We start from the raw sequence: 17,125 nt of genomic DNA on the forward strand, positions 1-17,125 counted from the left end.
GAGTTTGTTCCTGAATAGTTTCTTTCTTTAATAATGATTTTTAAAAAATTACTCGAAGTTATTACGTAGTCGATTGATTAATTCTTTTGCTGGTAAAGGTATCCTAAGGATGTTTTTCCATATGCATTACAGGCCACCGAAAAAGCATGGTCTGCTAAAGCATAAATGACTGCCCCGTGAACAGTTCCATATGCGTTTACCATATGGCTTTGCACTTCTAGTATTGCTTCTGCAAAACCAGCCTCAAATTTTGTTAACTGAATGCCCAGTGACCGAGCATACGGATCGTTTATTACTTGTTTATAAATTTGTTCGAAGTGTTTTTCATAAATTTGATACTCATCAATTTTCTTCTTTACTATTTATCTACCCCTTTGATTTATTGAATATTTTACTCCACCACCATTGATATAAGGAAACGTAATAGAAGATGGAGCATTAGTCATTACCAATGTCATTAAAAAACCAATTGCACCAAAATCATGTAGACAATCGTCCCCCCTGCTATAGAGAGGAGCATTTTTTTCTTCCAAAAGTGAAGTAGTGCAACTACCGCTACCGCAATAAATTCAGGGATGCCTTGACTTCCAGAAAGTAAACTCACATCCTTAAAACAATAAATGACCAAAAGCCCAATTACCGCTGGTGGCAGCACTTTACCGAGATACTGTACATACTTCGGTGTGGGTTTACCCGATGGGAAAACGATAAATGGAAGAAACCTTGTGAGCATTGTGCCTAAAACAACCATAGCAATTGTGATAAACTGCTGCGTTAAATTCATTGTCATATGGTGTTAACCTCAACTTTCTCCAATGGTTTTCTAAGAACGGTAAGTATCCCAAGAATCGCAAGCATAGCAGGGATAATGAAGTTGTTTCCGCCAAAAATAATAAGACTGACAATTGAAAGTCCAAGCCCTGCGAGAGCACTATGGTGCCTTTCCTCTTTCATCCACTGTTCAATGAAGATTACAACAAAGAGAGCAGTCATAACAAAATCGAGCCCTTCCGTATTGAACTTAACAGTTGATCCAAAAATCCCGCCAATCGCTGATCCTATGACCCAATATGAATGATTGAGAAGTGTCACAAAGAACATAAACCAGCCCTTGTCAACATTCTTTGGAACATCCACGGTACCATTGATTGAAAAAGACTCATCGCAAAGCCCATATATCAGATACAATTTTTTCTTACCGGTTCCCCTATACTTATCCAGCATGGAAATGCCGTAAAACAAATGTCGTGCATTCACCATTAAAGTAAGAAAAAGGGCGTTAATCGGATTGAAAGCGACAAGCAATAAATTGGCTGCCACAAACTCCATTGATCCTGCAAATATTAATAGACTCATCAGAATCGGGTAAATTGCGCTAAAACCTAACGAATTCATAAAGATCCCATAAGCAATTCCCAAGAAGATAAATCCTGCCAAAATCGGCACTGTATATGGAAAAGCCGAACGAAATGCAATCCATATTTGATAATTTTTTTTCATATGATTCACATCCTGAAAGGCTAAATTTATTTTAATTTAACATACAAAATCCATACAAAAAACAAGATAATTGTATGGATTACAATTATCTTTACATAGAATAAAATTCCCCCATTTTATCAAAATGAGGGTACTGATAGATGTTTTTCTCCAAATATATAAACAAACTCGTATAAATTTACCTTTTCAAATCCTACCATTTCATTAAGAATTCCATACAAAAATGATATGATTGTATGGAATAAGATAATAGAGGTGTAGTATGCCAGTAAACTCTTTTGAAAATTATCCAATGTCTTGGAAACCTGATAAGAAAGCATTAAAGCGTCCTTTTTATAAATCTCTTGCATCAGTACTTGAACAGGATATAATAAATGGCTTTTTAGCACCTGGGACCAAGTTACCTCCGCAACGAGAATTAGCGGATTTTCTTGACTTAAACTTCACCACTATTACCCGTGCCTACAAAATATGCGAGGTAAAGGGGTTAATTTATGCTGTTACGGGAAGCGGAACCTTTGTAGCTCCTAATGCCGCCCGTTCTATAACCATTTCCACAGATAAAATGGCAAACAGCATTGATCTTGGTTTTGTGGCATCTTTTGAGCAAACCAATGGTATTGTAACAGACATTATTCCAAAGGTTGTGGACAAAAGTTATTTGGAGCACCTACTAAATTACAACGATCCGACTGGTATTCCACATCAAAAAACGGCAGCTCTAAACTGGATGGAATCTTTCGGTATTCACACGGACCAAGAGCATATAGCAATTGTTTCTGGTGCCCAAAATGCGTTGGCTATTGCCTTGGCTGCTTTGTTTGAGCCTGGTAATAGAATTGCAACCGATTTATATACGTATGCAAATTTTATCGAGTTGGCAAAAATGTTCCATATTCAATTAGTCCCCATTCTCGGAGACAAGTTTGGAATGTTGCCAGACGAACTCGAAAAGCAGTGTTCCCAAATAAATATTCACGGCATTTTCCTAATGCCTTCTTGCTGTAATCCTACCACAGTTATGATTTCAGATAGTCGAAAGCAAGAATTAGCTGCGGTTATTCGTAAGCATCGTTTAATTTTGATTGAGGATGATATTCATGCATTTCTGACGGCAGGTATTATCTCCGATTACCAGCAGCCAATGTTCAATTTACTTCCAGAACAGAGCGTTTATATTTGCGGCACCTCTAAGTCAATATGTTCTGGATTAAGAGTTGCCTATATGGTATATGGGGATGTATTACGTGAAAAAATTTTGCAGGCTATTTTTAACATCAATGTAAAAACCTCTTCTTTTGATGCAGAGGTTATCACAGAGCTCATCTTATCAGGGAAGGCTCATGAAATTGTTTCCCAAAAGAAACAGCTTGCACAGTCTGCAAATAATATTTATTCGGAATATTTTCCTTTAAGAAAGAATGTTGGACATCCTCTTAGTTTTTATCGATGGCTTCCAATCCAAGGGCATAACGATGCGTTACAGTTGGAAAAGGATTTGAAAAGGCACGGTATTCGAGTTTTTCATTCTGATCGTTTTCTAAGCGGGCAGACCACCCCTGAAAAGTATTTACGTATTGCACTTTCTTCTACAAACTCATTAGACGAGTTAAAAATAGGATTAAAAATATTAACACAGCATCTCAACTAATTAATAAATTATTTAACATAAGCCCCCAAAAAAGTATTATCAAAAGCTTATTTATAAAGAAAAAAGCAACAATTCGAACGTTGCTTTTTCTAATTTAGCTTATTCGGAATTTTGTACGCTAGGAAACTTCAACCTAAAAAAAAGTCGAATTCCTTACTATACTAAGGATCCGACTTTTTTAAAAGAGGGTTCTAAACAGTTATAAAAATTGATTAGTTTCCATCTTAGTGGAATTTTTCCCCTTAACCTGCTTTAACGTCGCTACTATAAGAAAGCTAACAATCACTAATAAGAGCCATGAACTTACCTTTCCTAGATGAACGAGACTCCATGCATCGGTTTGGTTTGGATATTCCCAAGCTCCAAAGAACGTTGCGATATTTTCGGCAATCCATATAAAAAATCCGATGAGCACAAAAGAAAGTGCGAGTGGCATACGGTAACGAGTTCTATCAACCTCGAATGTGACCCATGATTGCCAAAAGACGATAATTACAAGTCCAGATAACCAAAAGCGGACGTCAATCCAATAATGGTGGGTGAAAAAATTCAAATAAATCGCAGCTGCAAGAGGTACAACTACCAAAAACGGTGGCCACTTAACCAGTTCAACCTTAAGCCTCCTCCACGCCTGGCAAAGATAACTCGCTACACTTGCGTACATGAATCCACTATACAAAGGCACTCCAAAAATTTTGAAATACCCTTCCTCTGGATAAGACCAGGAGCCCATATGTACCTTGAAAAGTTCAAGAGCAAGTCCAATAAGATGGAACAATGTGATAACCTTTAGTTCATCTTGTGTTTCAAGCCCAGAACGCACCATCCACCACTGCATCAGAAGGCAGATGATAAGCAGCCAGTCATACCGTGATAGGAAGGGAAGTGGCATAATTTGTGTAAAAGCCAAAGAGGCAAAAATAACGACAGGAAACAAACATGATAGGGCCTGCTCCCAACCAAAACGAACGAGTTGTTTTAGTGCTCTCACGATTTTTGGCCTCCAAAGGTTTTTTCTGAGAATTTTTTTAATGGTTAAATTCATGAGTAACTTCCCTTTTATGAATTTGATTCATTTAAATAATTGAAAAAGAAATCTTTCTTTTCCTTTCAAGATTAAATATTCCTATTTATTTAATCTTGGGCGTCTTCATCACTTCGGTATTCTAAAATATCCCCCGGTTGGCATTCTAATGCTTTGCAAATTGCCTCTAAAGTTGAAAGTCTAATTGCTTTTGCCTTTCCATTTTTCAATATAGAAAGGTTAGCCATTGTTATTCCAACTCTCTCCGAAAGTTCTGTTACGCTCATTTTCCTTTTAGCTAACATCACATCAATATTGATTATAATCGCCATTGTTTTCACCTCAGACCGTTAAATCATTTTCTGATTTTATATTAATCGCTTCTTGTAAAAGTCTTTGAAGAACAGCAGCAAAGACTGCGATCACCATTGAAGCAAAAGCAGGAACAATTCCGATTACGATGAGACCTGGTGCATCGTCTAGCTCTGCTACGAGATAAACAAATGGCATAATTACCACATACAAACCACTGATTGTTATTGCACAGAATTTGATATTCTTTAGAGCTTTTACAGACAATTCAGAGAAAGCTTGGTTCTTGTCAATATAGCTTAAAAGTTTAAAAGCCTGATACAATGCAACGAAAAACGGTATCACTGATACATACATACCTATTAAAATGGGATATAGTATATGGGCATAATCTGGATTTACTGGATTATTAGCTATCCAAGGTAACCCAAATATACATAAAGCAAGAACTGGAGTTCCAATTAGCAAAACAGCCATCCTTAAAAATAGTGTTGACCCTAGTTTCATAAAAAGCACCTCACTAAAAATTGTTTGCAATTTGATTTTAATACATGATTTATTGAATTTCAATAAATTTTTGCTCCTTTTTAATATATTATTATCGATTATCATATTCCTTCAATTAATAAAAAGCACTCCTCATTACAAGAAATGCTCTATAACTTTAAACTATTCAATTTATAACTTGTTCAACTGCTACCGTTAGTTTAAGGAGAAACCTTCACAATCTCAATAGAATAAACCTATTGAGACACATTCATAATGCGTCTAAATTAAGCTTTATAATGTCTCATAAGACTTATATCAAATTGCTTATCGTTGTAAATGTGCATTTTCCTGACGATACCCCATGCCCATCAAGCCAAGAAAATAGGTCACCACCAAAACGATAAATTGAGCTTATAAGTTACAAGAAAGTCCAAAATTTCGTTCTGGTGGTACTACAAAACTTTAACTTGATGGGTATGTGACGCTACCCCTTAAAAGGCTGTTTTATCAAGGCTGTGGAGGAAGTAGTAATACTGCAGGGGTGAAAATCCAATTGGAATACGATTTATTAAGTGGCCAATTTTTAAACGTACAGCTAGGACCAGGAAAGAACAATGATAAAACCTACGGGACGATCTGCCTTGGAACTGTTGAGAAAGGCGATTTATGTTTACGTGATCTTGGTTACTTTGATTTAGGAGACTTACAAGCCATTCATGTTAAAGAGGCTTATTTTATCTCTCGGTTAAAGCTGAATACACGCATTTATATCAAGAACCCCCACCCAGAATTCTTCAACAATGGCATTATTAAAAAACTAAGTCGAAGAAGTCTAGAAAAATTATGTCAAGAATTTGCCCAAATTCTTGGTGGAGAAGGTATGTTAACTGATCAAGATGTTTGTCTCGTTCAAAAGTTCCGTGACATTGATTTTACTATAGAAGGTGTTCCAACAAGATCACCTCTAGTGAATCCTCAATTCTTCACCTTTGAAATCAGGGGTGGAAAAGTATTAAATTTAGGAGAAACAGTGCTTTTACAGGAAGAAGTAAATCCATTATTAACAGAGTTACGAAGACGAAACATCACCGTTACTGCCGTTCACAACCATTGGTTATTTGAGGAACCTCGTGCAATGTATATGCACTTCCAATCAACAGATGACAGCCCCCTTGTATTTGCAAGAAAAGTAAGAGATGCATTTAGAGTATTAAAAAATTAAAATATTGGCAGCCTCTAAAAAAAATTATTAACAAACTTCGTTGAAAAAAGGGATCTTTATCAGAGCCCTTTTTTGTTGAAGTTGCAAATATTTGGCTCTTGTTTGGCAACACTACACTTTAATTTACCTTAAAGGCTAAAAGGTTGCCATTAAGGCAACCAAAATTTTGTCTCTAGGAGCAACAATTTATTGTAACTATTAGGTTTATGGCTTCTCCTTCAACTTTTACTCTGGTTTTAGTCGGAGCTACTAAATGTGTACCAAAATACTGTAGGGTTCTTGATCACGAACAAAAACCAATTTAATATATTATAATAAAGTACTTAGTAAGTAAGAAAGGATTGAAAAAAATGTCTGATAAAAACATGTGTTCACTACACGGAATCGATGATGAATATATGCAACGTATGAAAGATAAAAGAAAAGAAATCATTGCTAACATTTCAGGATTAGCTCCGGTAAAACAACAACAAGTCATCAATCACTTAGACGAATTAATAAAAATAACGATATCTGCTTGTCAAAAGTGAATCCTAAGATAATGTTTTAGTTTTAATACAATTAGTAAGCTTTACATTGGTTGAACACCTGATCCACCACAACAACCACATCTTCTGCCCCGTGACAACAAGGGCAACATCCACTTCCTTGACAGTGGTGACATCCACGCCCACAATAACGACAACAGCCTGCACCATGGCAACAACGACATTTGTGCATATCCTCACCTCCATAAGATAACCACACATAGTATCGTTTTTGATAATTACAGCAAAGAAGGGGTATCTTTGGAAATCCGGATTTCCAATAATAAAAAGCACAATTTCTCTGCATTAAAATAGAGAAATTGTGCTTTTTTTGTTACTCCATAAACGCGCCCGATTGTGGAAGATCTTCATTAATGAACCCATTATAAAAATTCAAGATATAGATTTATTTGAACCTTATTGGAGATATGCAAACATACCCAAGAAGAAGTCTATCACCAATATCTAAACATTGTTGTACATTTACTTACCTATGAAGCAAAGTTGCTCGAAGGAACATCAGTCGCCAAAGAACACGTAAAACTTGAATGGCACCCTCTCAGCTCTTTAGACTCCCTCAACTGGGCCCCTGCTGATATTACGACGGTCAATAAGCTGCTTCAACAATATAGATAAATTACTTACTTACTTTTAAAAGAAACTGATCGATACGCTCTTTTTGCCGTAAGTGGTGCCGGAAATGCATTTCGATTAGCTGAAAATATTCCTCTGCATTTAAATATCCCATTGCACGGTGCTGAACTTTCGGGCTGGCCGGAATGTCAGAGAGCTTTCTTTCTATCTCCCGCATATTCTCAATGATTTGAAGCAGTCCTTCCTTTACAGGCACCATTTCCTTAAAGTGCTGTCACTGATGTTTAAACGATTCGTTACCTCTTTGGATGTTAGAGGTCTTTCCGTTCTTTCCATAGCGTTCATCCTCCGATCTTCTTTGCTGTTATTTTAAATCACCGCATACATTTAGGACAGATCCGAACTTAGATTCGGCTTCTACAAGTAGTGAAAATAAAGAAGCAGTATAAATATAAAAAAAGACATCCAATGAGGATGCAATTGCTGAAATTAAAAGTTTAATTATAAGCCTGCAAGTATCAGTCTAAACTGTTTGGTTGCAAGATAATTACATGTGATTGTTTCGTTTTGTCCAGAAGGTAAAATCGTAGCATTAATGGTGCAATTCTCAAGGTCAACAGAGTTTATAAGATAGGTTGCTAATACTTGACCAACACCATTTTGAATTTCAAGTACCAAACCCTCTTTAGTTTGAGATCGGAAAATAGAAAACTCTAATAAATTAGCAATTCAAACACATACAAAAACACAACGTGATTTTTTACAATTGCATTTAGATTTACCCAATATTTCACTCCTATAGTTAAAGAATGATACATTTTATGTTTGTGTAGGAGTTTAGCTTATATAGTTGTCCTACTACAACAACCTATATTAAGCCTATTTTTATTATGAAATGTGTTAATCGAGTGGGGGACATGCCTTTCTCAGATTACATAAATCAAACATATAATATCTACAAGTAATAGATTTCTATTACTAATATTCGAAAATAAGGAAGGATAAATTGGGAAGAAAAATATTTTCTACAGGTCCAATGGAAAACTTTCCGATGCAAAGTGAAAGTGTTTTCATTAATGTTCTGAATAATGACCAAGACGAAGTTACAGAAGTTCATATCAAAGGTTTCTCACTAAATGGAGCAAAAACGCTGATCAATCAGTTTATATTCATTGTACCTCCATTATCTTCTACTGTTAGGACATTTGATGTTTCTCTTGAAGTTCAATACGAAATGCAAATTCAACTAAGAAGTGAAACGGATGCTGTATTAATTAGTGTATTTGGTAAAGATAGTAACAAAAATCTTGTAGCTGCTCATCGTCTGGTTCATAGAGAATTAGTCCGTATTGATGAACTCACACCTTAAAAGGAAAGGCCACTCTTTTGTGAGTGGCCTCTTTTAACATTGAGAAACACACCTGTTTCAGGACTTCCATAAGATATAAGACGTTCCATTCTTCTTGGTCCTTAAGGATTGATTACATAAAATGTAATTTATCATAATAACTTAACTTGGCAGCCCCTACTGAACTTTGTCCAAATACCTATACAGTGAGGTTTTACTGATTCCAGTCGCTGCAGTAATTTCCTTAATGGTATAGTCCTTACTCTTATACATTTTAACGGCCATTTCTACTTTATATTCTTTCTTTGTAGGTCTACCGCCTTTCTTTCCTCTTGATCTTGCTGCTTGCAGACCAGACTTTGTTCGTTCACTAATAATATCTCTTTCTAATTCAGCAATGCTTGCCATTGTACGAAAGAAAAAATTTCCCATTGCAGTTGAAGTGTCAATACTGTCAGTAATTGATACAAAATGTACGCCTAAATCGCTAAATGATTCACTCAGTTCTATTTTCCTAGAACAATATACATTACACCGTATACTAAGCAATCTTCTCCATCTTCTCCTCTTTTTTATCCTCCTTTCCCATTTTTAGAGGTAATTTCCTAATTGCTCCTGCTAAACCAGAAGGGAAGCCAAGCAAGACAATAATATATAAGAAGCCAAGGATAATTGGCCATCGTTCAAAAATAGGATAAGTTGCTGCAAGCTCTGACAGATAGTGCCTTAAAAATTCAATAATCCCCGCTCCTACAATGGCACCAGCCAGTGTTCCCAGGCCTCCAATCATCGTCATTAAGAGAGCATCCAGGGTTACTTCTATAGAGAACACATTTGTATTGATAAAACGCAGTGATACAGCATATAGTGCCCCGCTGAAGGAGGCAGCTATTCCGGCAGTTACGCTGGCAATCAGTTTATAATGAAGAGATTTATACCCTAACGCCTCTGCACGATTCTCATTTTGCGAAATGGCTTTTAACACCTTCCCTGTCGATGATTCGGTAAAAAGCTTAAGCAGTATAAAAATGATAGCTACACTTAGCAGGGTTATATAATAGAAGGAAGTGCGGTCCCTGAACACTTCCGGAACACTGAATGTAAATCCGTCCCCGCCATGTGTCAGCCCCCGCCACTTTTCTGCCAGAACAAGGAACAGCTGTGAGACAGCGAGTGTCAGCATCGCATAAAAATGGCTTTTGAGCCTTAAGGACAGCAAGCCAATGATGTAACTCACCAAAGCTGACAGGAGGATGCCTAGACATAAACCTAGAAAGAAATTGACTAGAGTTGGTTCCAGATGATTAAAAATAAGGGCTGTACTATAAGCACCTATTCCAAAAAACATACAATGCCCAAAAGAAACGATTCCAGTATACCCCAATAGAATATCAAAGCTTATGGAAAAAATAGCAAAGATGAAGATTTGCGTAAACAAAATCAGCATGCTTCGAGAGTCGTTGACAAAGGGGAAAAGCAGCATTAACAACAGAATGGAGAACCCCCAATATAGCGGCACTTTATGAATTAGCCCTCTCATACTGCACTCCCCTTTTCTCCCAATAATCCAGTTGGTTTCACTAATAGAACGATTGCCAGCAGCATCATATTTAAAGCGAGTGATAAATCAGGCATATAATAAGCCATTAAGGCTCCAGCTATTCCTACGATCAAGGAAGCAAGTGCTGATCCTTGCAAGCTGCCCATTCCTCCAATAATAACAACAATGAAAGCCAATATTGCATACTTCATGCCCATTTCTGCAAAAACAACTCCTGAATAAGGCGCCAAAAGGGCTCCCCCTAAAGCAGCCAATGCCGCTCCCAGCAGGAAGACAAAGGTAAAAAGTCCCTTCACATTGATTCCAAGTACCTGAACCATTTCCTTATCCAGAACACCTGCCCTGATCATAAGGCCAATTTGAGTGCGGCTGAGCAAAAGCCATAATCCAAAGTAAAGAAGGAGTCCAACCACGATCACAAACAGGCGGTATTTTATAATGATGATCCCATCAAACTGATAGCTACCTTCCAGCCATTGCGGGAGATTTACACGTATCGGATTTGGACCCCAGAAAATTTTGATGCTTTCAGATAATACAAGCATACCGCCTAATGTAATTAGAAGCTGCCGTACATGGTTTCCGTAAACAGGACGGATTAGGAATTTTTCCATTACCCACCCCAATACCATTCCGATCACAATGGCACCAGCAATCGACAAAAGGAAGCTGTTTGTCTCCTTAAAGATCCAAGTACCGGAAAAGGCACCCCACACAAATAAACCTCCATGGGCAAAATTCAATACACTCATCAGCCCAAAGATTAAAGTAAGTCCAGCAGCCAGAAGGAATATAAGCAGCCCTGTTGAAACACCATTTACCAATAAATTAATAAAAACTTCCATTTTCAGCCCCCCTTCGCTCCTTACGCTATACCCAAGTATTTCTGGCAAGTTTCTTTATCTTCTTTTAAGTCCTCCATCCATCCTTCATGTACAATTTTCCCATCATCCATAATATAAAAGTAATCGCCTATTTCGCTCGCCAACAAAAAGTTTTGTTCAACTAGCAAAATTGTCGTTTTTTCTTTCATTTTAAGGATTGATTCCATTAGCTTCTCGACCATAATGGGTGACAGGCCTTTGCTTGGTTCATCGATCAGCAGCAATCCATCTCCATTTATATAGGCCCTTGCGATTGCCAGCATCTGTTTTTGTCCGCCGGAAAGCAATCCGCTTTTTTTGCGCCAAAATTTCTTTAAATCCGGAAAAAGCTCCAGCATCCACTCCAGTTTTTCATCTGTCTCTCCTTTGCTTTTAATGCGCGCTAAACTAAGAGTTTCTTCCACTGTTAATGTGCTGAATATCCCCTGGTTTTCAGGTACATATCCTATTCCTTTTCTGGATATCAGGTGTGTGGAGATTCCGCTAATCAGCTGGCTGTTATAGTGTACAGAACCAGTAGTTGATGCATTAAAGCACATGATGGAGCGAAGTGTTGTCGTTTTACCTGCTCCATTCCGCCCAAAAAGGACGGTAATGCTCCCCTCTTCTACTGAAAAGGACACTCCTTGTAAAATGTGATATTGCCCCAAATAGGTTTCTAGATTATCCACTTTTAATAGACTCACTGTGCAAGCCTCCCAGGTATGCCGTTTGAACTCTTTGATCCTTAATGATTTCCTCAGGATTGCCGCTGGCTAGCAGCTCTCCATTAAATAAAACCACCAGCTGATCAGATAAAAGCATGACCATCTCCATTTTGTGCTCGATTAAAATGATCGTGTGAGTTCCTTCCCTTTTTATATTCTCGATCACTTCCAGGATGGCAGGAATTTCTTCGATTGAAATTCCTGCTGTAGGTTCATCGAGAAGAAGCAATTCCGTTTTAAGAGCCAGCAGCATGGCCAGCTCCAGTTTTCTTTTTTCGCCATGTGCCAAATCTTGCGCCAGTACATTTCCCTTCCCTTTCAGCATACACTTTTTCATGACAGCTTTTGCTTCATGCTGCTGTCGAGCCATAAACGAAAACCGTGGAAAGATCGAGTAGAAATCTTTATTGGATGATTGTATGGCGAGCCGGATATTTTCAAGAACCGTTAACTCGGGAAAAATATTTGTGAGCTGGAAGGAGCGGCCAATGCCCCTTCTAGCCTTTAATGGAACCGATAGCCTTGTTACATTTTCGTTCTTAAAATAGATCTCTCCTTTCGTCGGTGTAATCTGGCCGCTTAATAAATTGAAAAGAGTCGTTTTGCCGGCACCATTTGGTCCAATAATGGAAATAAGTTTTCCACGCTGTATTTCTAGATTCACATCTTTTATGACATCATGTTCGCCAAACGAAACTGATAAGTTTTTGGTTTCCAAAATTTTTTCCATCTTGGCGACACCTCCTTGTTAGTTATAAGAACCAGCATTTCACTCCTTTATTCTAATTATTCTGAATATTTATTCGCCATTTCTTATCGGCGGTTCTGTTTCCTCCATGTTCAATTCTCTGATAAGGACCGGAACTGGATGATCAACGCCTTCCCGCTCTTCAAGGATTACCGCATACAGAGACTGCAAGGCCTGGTGGTCCTCTGCCCGGAATTTCATCGTTCCTTTCGGTGTCTCAAACTCTATATTTTCCATTGTACTGATCAAGCCATCGACATCTTTGTCCCCATCAGTCTTCTTGAGAGCTTCAACAATTGATATGGCAGCCGTCATTCCGCCAGCAGTAAACAAGTCCGGTATTTCTCCATCCAATTTTTTCTTATGCTCTTCAACCAGCCAGTCATTTACTTCATTATCCGGAAGCGTATGATAGTAAATGGAAAATCCGCTCATGCCTATTAGTGAATCCATTGTTTTAAGAGAAGCAATGTCCTGTGCTGCAGTCGATATTTTGATTCCCTGTTCCTCCAGCTGCATGTCTTTTAGCTGCTTCCAAGGCGCATTGGATCCTGCCCAAACAATATAGAGGTAATCAGGCTTTTCATTGATGATGCTTTGAATATTTGCTGTGAAATCAGTGGAATTTGGATCTGCATATTGTTCATTCACAATCGTGGCTCCCAGCTTTTCTGCCCCTTCTTTAAAAGCAGCGATTCCTTCTCTTCCATATGCATTATCTTGTGCGAAGGTGGCAATTCGCACATCTTTTTCAGCAATCGCTGCTGCCCCTGCGATTGCATCCTGTGAAGAATTTCTCCCTGTTCTGAAGATATACTTGTTCCAGTTTTTCCCGGTAATACTATCCGCGACCGCAGGCTCAACTACCATTATCTTTTCGTATTCTTCAGCGAGCGGCAATACGGCCAGCGTGTCTCCTGAACTCGAAGAACCGACTAAGAAATCTACTTCGTCCTCTTCCAGGAGCTTGGTTGCTTTTCTTACAGCAACATCAGGCTTCGTTTCCGTATCTTCCACAAAAAACTCGATCTTCTTGCCTGCTACTTCATTTGACCCCTCTGTTGCATATTCTAATCCAAGTTTAAATCCCGCTACTGTTTGCTTTCCGTACGTCTCAAGCGGACCAGTTAAAGAAGCTAGAACGCCAATTTTAATGGTTTCTTCTTCTGAACTTGTAGTGTCTCCTGAACAGCCTGTGATGAATGAAAGAGTGAGAGCAATAAAGAGTGTTAATACGGATTTATAGCCTTGCACATTACACTTCACCAAGCATCCCCCTATTTTTTAATTTTCTTTTCTAAAAAACTGAATTTTATGGAACAGCCCATCTGCGATAATGATATTCCCGTTGCTATCTATATCAAGACCTTGAGGAGAGAAGAACTGACCGTCGTCTCCGCTGAAAGAACCAAAATGCTCTAAAAATCTTCCAATCTCATCATAGACATTCATCCGGTTGTTTGAAGTGTCGGTAACATATACACGGTCTTGTTCATCAATAGCTATCCCAGTAGGTAAAAACAAATCTCCCGGTCCTTCACCCCAATTCTCCAGCGGATCCAGGTTGCCGTTTCCGTTGTTTGTTCCCCACTTAGCAATAAACTGGCCGTTATTATCAAATTTTTGAATCCGATTATTTATTCGGTCAACCACATAAACGTTGTCTTTAGAGTCAACTGCGAGCTGCATAGGCTGAGAGAATTCACCATTTCCTGTCCCTTTTCTTCCCCATTCTTTCATATAAACGAAAAAGGGATTAAACTTTTGGATCCGATTATTTTCAGAATCAGATACAAAGATATTTCCTGTACTGTCAACAGCCACCCCACTAGGAAAACGGAAATATCCGCTTAATGTTCCTAAAGAGCCGTAAGCAGTAAGGAATGTCCCTGAATTAGAGAACTTTTGTATACGGTGATTGACCGAGTCTGCAACATACACATTGTCATAGCGGTCAACAGCTATCTGTCTTGGTACGAAAAATTGACCTGCATAACTGCCATAGCCAAAAGGCCCTCCAGTACCGTACATACTCCCCCATTTACTGATCAGACTTCCGCTTGAGTTATATTTCATGATTCTGTGATTAAATGAATCAGATACAAACACATTCCCCTTTGAATCACTTTGAATATCAAAAGGTCCTGCATATTGTTTGTCTCCGTATCTTCCAATGCCAATAGACATTTTATAAGAGACACTCAGACCGATTTCCTTATACACCTCAATTCGGTTATTGCCTGTATCGGTAATATATAAATCTCCATCCTCATCCGGCAGTATCTGATTAGGATAAACTAAATTTGGAAAAATCCCTGTTGTATAAACAAACCGATCTGATTCATCAAATTTCATTATTCGATTATTATAGGTGTCCGCTACATACAAAGCTCCAGATTTAGGTTCAAAATTAATTCCTCTTGGGTGGTAAAACTGATAAGAGCCTGTTCCTGGTCCAAGACCGCCAATTTTCCGTTTAAAGCTGCCGTTCTGGTCAAACACTTGAATCCGATTGTTGTAAGTATCGGCTACATAGACTTCACCTTTATTGTTAATCGCAATGCCTTGAGGCAACGCCATCTGTCCATTGCCTTTACCATAGGAACCTATAGTAAGAAGATATTGGCCTTCAGAATTAAATTTTTGAATTCGATGATTAAATTCATCTGTGATGTAATAATTATTCTGCTGATCTACCGCAACTTCTCTAGGAAAGCCGAATTGGCTATTCTCTACCCCTTTTGCCCCCCAGCTTTTTAAGTAATTGAATTCAGGATCGAACTTTTGGATCCTATAGTTTCCCGTATCAGCAACCAGAATATTGCCGTCTCTATCAATTGCAATGCCAAAAGGCATATTAAATTGACCCGGGGAATTTCCGAGCGATCCATATGTCTTAAGTATTTTCCCGGAAGAATCCATTTTTACGATCCGATGATTTCCCATATCAGCCATGTAAATATTACCGAAGCTATCTTTAGCAAGAGCTACAGGTGTCCGGAACAGATTGGCAGGATCAGTCTCATTTCCCCATGCATTCTGGAAGTAATAGGACGCTTCTGTATAACTGCTGTTGCCTCCTAAAAAGGAAAATAGAATGAGGAGAAGTACTATTCGCTTTATTCTCTTCATTTTTTCTCTCCCTTCCACCTAACAACCGTAGCAGCCCAGGTGTATCCAGTTCCTGCACTAACTGTTACAGCAATGTCCCCAGGTAATAAGAGTCCTCGTTCTTGGGCAAAATGCAGTCCGATGCAGGGGTCAAGTGAAGACATGTGGCCATGGTGATCGAGATATATTGCTTTTTCTTCTGGAAGTTCTAGAGAGTGTAAAAGTTCCTTGAACATTGAACGTTTTGTATGCAGTGGCAATAGGAGTTTAATATCTTGAGAAGTATATCCGCTTTTATGAAGTGCTTTTCTAATAACATGGTCAAAATTTGAAATAGAAACAGGATCCAATCTTTCTTTCATCGATAATGGGTCTTTAACATCAATATAATGAAGGCGTTTTTCGACGGTTTCAGCGCTGGCAAAATGTTTGGATCCCCCAGCAGGCGTCCGTACATCGTCATGAAAAGAGCCGTCTGTCAGTATGGCGCTTTCTAGTATTTCACTCTGAGAGGAAGTTCTTGTTACCAGTGCAGCAGCGCCTCCATCCGCAAAGTTGAACATGAAACGAGACCGCGGGTTAGAATAATCTACGATTTGAGACTCTTTACATCCTCCCACTAGCAGGATGTTTTGTATCGATTGGTCTGAAGCAATCATGTCCTTTGCCACCTTTAAGGCAATAGGAAAACAAGAGCTGACATTCATGATTTCAAAAGCATATGCATTTTTAGCACCCAATTCATGCTGTATTTTCGGTGCACTTGACCAGACGTAATAATCCTTATGCGGGCTGCCAAAGTAGATCACCACATCTATGGATAGCGGGTCAAACTGTTCTATTGCCTGCCTGCCCGCAGCAATTGCAAGGTCTGAAGCATGGATGCTCTCATCCGCAACATACTTTTGAAATAAACCGAATTTTTCTATAATCACCTGTTCGGGTATTCCCGTCTTTAAAGCCAAGTCGCTCGCTGTTTCGATTCCAGGAGGAAAAAAGGCTCCTGTCGTTTCAATGCCGATTCCCATCAAATTCCACCTCCATCCTCAGGTACCATCATCTTGGCAGTACCCGTCAATACTAGTGTCTCATCCTGATTAAAGCACTCTGTCAGCAGCGTCATAATTCTTTTCTCCTGTTCAATTTCTTGAACAGTTGCTTTTGCAGTAATCGTATCGCCTATAAATACTGGTGCTTTAAATCGGATGCTCTGCTCTACATAAATGGAACCTTTTCCTGGGAGATGAACACCTAAAAGCTGTGATAATAGGCTTGAGGTCAATAAACCATGTGCAATACGCTGTTTGAACCTCGTTTTTTTGGCGTATTCCCCATCAATGTGGATCGGATTGAAATCACCGCTTATTCCTGCAAACAGAACAAAGTCTGTTTCTGTAATCGTTTTGCAGCAGGAGGCTTGCTGGCCAATTCTATAACTATTCACCAC

The 17,125-nt window shown here is 38.6% G+C and carries 18 protein-coding genes and 2 pseudogenes; 4 read left to right on the forward strand and 16 right to left on the reverse strand.

What is annotated here, in order from left to right; all coding sequences use genetic code 11:
* Nucleotides 1–77: 77 nt before the first annotated feature.
* From QFZ72_RS15505 to azlC, 3 genes are all read right to left on the reverse strand, one after another.
* On the reverse strand, nucleotides 78–362 hold the full coding sequence (locus tag QFZ72_RS15505) for a PaaI family thioesterase (RefSeq protein WP_307439791.1): 285 nt from the start codon (nucleotides 360–362) through the stop codon (nucleotides 78–80).
* A 95-nt stretch (nucleotides 363–457) separates the two neighbouring features.
* On the reverse strand, nucleotides 458–790 hold the full coding sequence (locus QFZ72_RS15510; RefSeq protein ID WP_307434877.1) for a branched-chain amino acid transporter permease: 333 nt from the start codon (nucleotides 788–790) through the stop codon (nucleotides 458–460).
* Nucleotides 787–1,500, reverse strand: coding sequence for an azaleucine resistance protein AzlC (gene azlC / locus QFZ72_RS15515; RefSeq protein WP_307434880.1), 714 nt, complete (start codon nucleotides 1,498–1,500; stop codon nucleotides 787–789). The genes QFZ72_RS15510 and azlC overlap by 4 nt, the downstream gene beginning before the upstream one ends.
* 262 nt (nucleotides 1,501–1,762) lie before the next feature.
* Here azlC and QFZ72_RS15520 point away from each other — a divergent pair, with 262 nt between their 5' ends.
* Entirely contained in the window at nucleotides 1,763–3,151 is a 1,389-nt protein-coding gene (locus QFZ72_RS15520; RefSeq protein WP_307434883.1) for an aminotransferase-like domain-containing protein, read from the forward strand.
* 199 nt (nucleotides 3,152–3,350) lie between these two features.
* Here QFZ72_RS15520 and QFZ72_RS15525 read toward each other — a convergent pair whose 3' ends face one another.
* From QFZ72_RS15525 to QFZ72_RS15535, 3 genes are all read right to left on the reverse strand, one after another.
* Nucleotides 3,351–4,142 (reverse strand): DUF817 domain-containing protein, encoded by a 792-nt coding sequence (locus tag QFZ72_RS15525; RefSeq protein WP_307434886.1) that lies wholly within the window; start codon nucleotides 4,140–4,142, stop codon nucleotides 3,351–3,353.
* A 143-nt stretch (nucleotides 4,143–4,285) separates the two neighbouring features.
* Complete coding sequence (locus QFZ72_RS15530) at nucleotides 4,286–4,507, reverse strand: helix-turn-helix domain-containing protein (RefSeq protein ID WP_182502401.1); 222 nt, start codon at nucleotides 4,505–4,507, stop codon at nucleotides 4,286–4,288.
* A 10-nt stretch (nucleotides 4,508–4,517) separates the two neighbouring features.
* Nucleotides 4,518–4,994, reverse strand: coding sequence for a DUF2975 domain-containing protein (locus QFZ72_RS15535; protein WP_307439793.1), 477 nt, complete (start codon nucleotides 4,992–4,994; stop codon nucleotides 4,518–4,520).
* A 487-nt stretch (nucleotides 4,995–5,481) separates the two neighbouring features.
* On the opposite strand from QFZ72_RS15535, the pseudogene QFZ72_RS29505 reads away from it, so the two are divergent.
* Nucleotides 5,482–6,198 (forward strand): annotated as a pseudogene (locus tag QFZ72_RS29505) (DUF1259 domain-containing protein); the annotation flags it as partial.
* A gap of 350 nt (nucleotides 6,199–6,548) precedes the next feature.
* The gene (locus QFZ72_RS15550; protein ID WP_307434891.1) at nucleotides 6,549–6,728 is read left to right on the forward strand and encodes a hypothetical protein; all 180 of its coding nucleotides are present in this window, start codon (nucleotides 6,549–6,551) and stop codon (nucleotides 6,726–6,728) included.
* 634 nt (nucleotides 6,729–7,362) lie between these two features.
* On the opposite strand, the gene QFZ72_RS15555 is transcribed toward QFZ72_RS15550, so the two are convergent.
* Nucleotides 7,363–7,578 (reverse strand): hypothetical protein, encoded by a 216-nt coding sequence (locus tag QFZ72_RS15555; RefSeq protein ID WP_307434894.1) that lies wholly within the window; start codon nucleotides 7,576–7,578, stop codon nucleotides 7,363–7,365.
* A gap of 747 nt (nucleotides 7,579–8,325) precedes the next feature.
* On the opposite strand from QFZ72_RS15555, the gene QFZ72_RS15560 reads away from it, so the two are divergent.
* Nucleotides 8,326–8,688, forward strand: a complete 363-nt coding sequence (locus QFZ72_RS15560; protein WP_307434897.1) for a hypothetical protein — start codon at nucleotides 8,326–8,328, stop codon at nucleotides 8,686–8,688.
* Nucleotides 8,689–8,844: 156 nt separating this feature from the next.
* Here QFZ72_RS15560 and QFZ72_RS15565 read toward each other — a convergent pair.
* From QFZ72_RS15565 to QFZ72_RS15605, 9 genes and pseudogenes are all read right to left on the reverse strand, one after another.
* A pseudogene (locus QFZ72_RS15565) lies at nucleotides 8,845–9,177 on the reverse strand (recombinase family protein); the annotation flags it as partial.
* A gap of 31 nt (nucleotides 9,178–9,208) precedes the next feature.
* A complete protein-coding gene (locus QFZ72_RS15570) occupies nucleotides 9,209–10,162 on the reverse strand; it encodes a branched-chain amino acid ABC transporter permease (RefSeq protein ID WP_307439796.1) in 954 nt (317 codons plus the stop codon).
* Between the two features lie 41 nt (nucleotides 10,163–10,203).
* Nucleotides 10,204–11,073, reverse strand: a complete 870-nt coding sequence (locus QFZ72_RS15575) for a branched-chain amino acid ABC transporter permease (protein WP_307434899.1) — start codon at nucleotides 11,071–11,073, stop codon at nucleotides 10,204–10,206.
* Between the two features lie 20 nt (nucleotides 11,074–11,093).
* Nucleotides 11,094–11,798: an ABC transporter ATP-binding protein gene (locus QFZ72_RS15580; RefSeq protein ID WP_307434902.1), complete on the reverse strand. Its 705-nt coding sequence runs from the start codon at nucleotides 11,796–11,798 to the stop codon at nucleotides 11,094–11,096.
* Nucleotides 11,776–12,549: an ABC transporter ATP-binding protein gene (locus QFZ72_RS15585; protein WP_307434905.1), complete on the reverse strand. Its 774-nt coding sequence runs from the start codon at nucleotides 12,547–12,549 to the stop codon at nucleotides 11,776–11,778. The genes QFZ72_RS15580 and QFZ72_RS15585 overlap by 23 nt, the downstream gene beginning before the upstream one ends.
* 69 nt (nucleotides 12,550–12,618) lie before the next feature.
* Nucleotides 12,619–13,821, reverse strand: a complete 1,203-nt coding sequence (locus QFZ72_RS15590; protein ID WP_373464698.1) for a substrate-binding domain-containing protein — start codon at nucleotides 13,819–13,821, stop codon at nucleotides 12,619–12,621.
* 30 nt (nucleotides 13,822–13,851) lie between these two features.
* On the reverse strand, nucleotides 13,852–15,699 hold the full coding sequence (locus QFZ72_RS15595) for a 6-bladed beta-propeller (RefSeq protein ID WP_307434907.1): 1,848 nt from the start codon (nucleotides 15,697–15,699) through the stop codon (nucleotides 13,852–13,854).
* On the reverse strand, nucleotides 15,696–16,706 hold the full coding sequence (locus QFZ72_RS15600; protein ID WP_307434909.1) for a 3-oxoacyl-ACP synthase: 1,011 nt from the start codon (nucleotides 16,704–16,706) through the stop codon (nucleotides 15,696–15,698). Before QFZ72_RS15600 ends, QFZ72_RS15595 begins: the two co-directional genes overlap by 4 nt.
* Nucleotides 16,706–17,125, reverse strand: a complete 420-nt coding sequence (locus QFZ72_RS15605) for a MaoC family dehydratase (protein WP_373464588.1) — start codon at nucleotides 17,123–17,125, stop codon at nucleotides 16,706–16,708. The genes QFZ72_RS15600 and QFZ72_RS15605 overlap by 1 nt, the downstream gene beginning before the upstream one ends.

Source organism: Bacillus sp. V2I10 (assembly GCF_030817055.1).
Taxonomy (GTDB): domain Bacteria; phylum Bacillota; class Bacilli; order Bacillales; family Bacillaceae; genus Bacillus_P.

What these genes read in the sequence shown, in the direction of transcription:
- QFZ72_RS15510 (WP_307434877.1), bottom strand. Translation starts at nt 790, where the DNA reads ATGACAATGAATTTAACGCAGCAGTTTATCACAATTGCTATGGTTGTT.
- azlC (WP_307434880.1), bottom strand. Translation starts at nt 1,500, where the DNA reads ATGAAAAAAAATTATCAAATATGGATTGCATTTCGTTCGGCTTTTCCA.
- QFZ72_RS15520 (WP_307434883.1), top strand. Translation starts at nt 1,763, where the DNA reads ATGCCAGTAAACTCTTTTGAAAATTATCCAATGTCTTGGAAACCTGAT.
- QFZ72_RS15530 (WP_182502401.1), bottom strand. Translation starts at nt 4,507, where the DNA reads ATGGCGATTATAATCAATATTGATGTGATGTTAGCTAAAAGGAAAATG.
- QFZ72_RS15535 (WP_307439793.1), bottom strand. Translation starts at nt 4,994, where the DNA reads ATGAAACTAGGGTCAACACTATTTTTAAGGATGGCTGTTTTGCTAATT.
- QFZ72_RS15550 (WP_307434891.1), top strand. Translation starts at nt 6,549, where the DNA reads ATGTCTGATAAAAACATGTGTTCACTACACGGAATCGATGATGAATAT.
- QFZ72_RS15555 (WP_307434894.1), bottom strand. Translation starts at nt 7,578, where the DNA reads ATGGTGCCTGTAAAGGAAGGACTGCTTCAAATCATTGAGAATATGCGG.
- QFZ72_RS15575 (WP_307434899.1), bottom strand. Translation starts at nt 11,073, where the DNA reads ATGGAAGTTTTTATTAATTTATTGGTAAATGGTGTTTCAACAGGGCTG.
- QFZ72_RS15585 (WP_307434905.1), bottom strand. Translation starts at nt 12,549, where the DNA reads ATGGAAAAAATTTTGGAAACCAAAAACTTATCAGTTTCGTTTGGCGAA.
- QFZ72_RS15595 (WP_307434907.1), bottom strand. Translation starts at nt 15,699, where the DNA reads ATGAAGAGAATAAAGCGAATAGTACTTCTCCTCATTCTATTTTCCTTT.
- QFZ72_RS15600 (WP_307434909.1), bottom strand. Translation starts at nt 16,706, where the DNA reads ATGGGAATCGGCATTGAAACGACAGGAGCCTTTTTTCCTCCTGGAATC.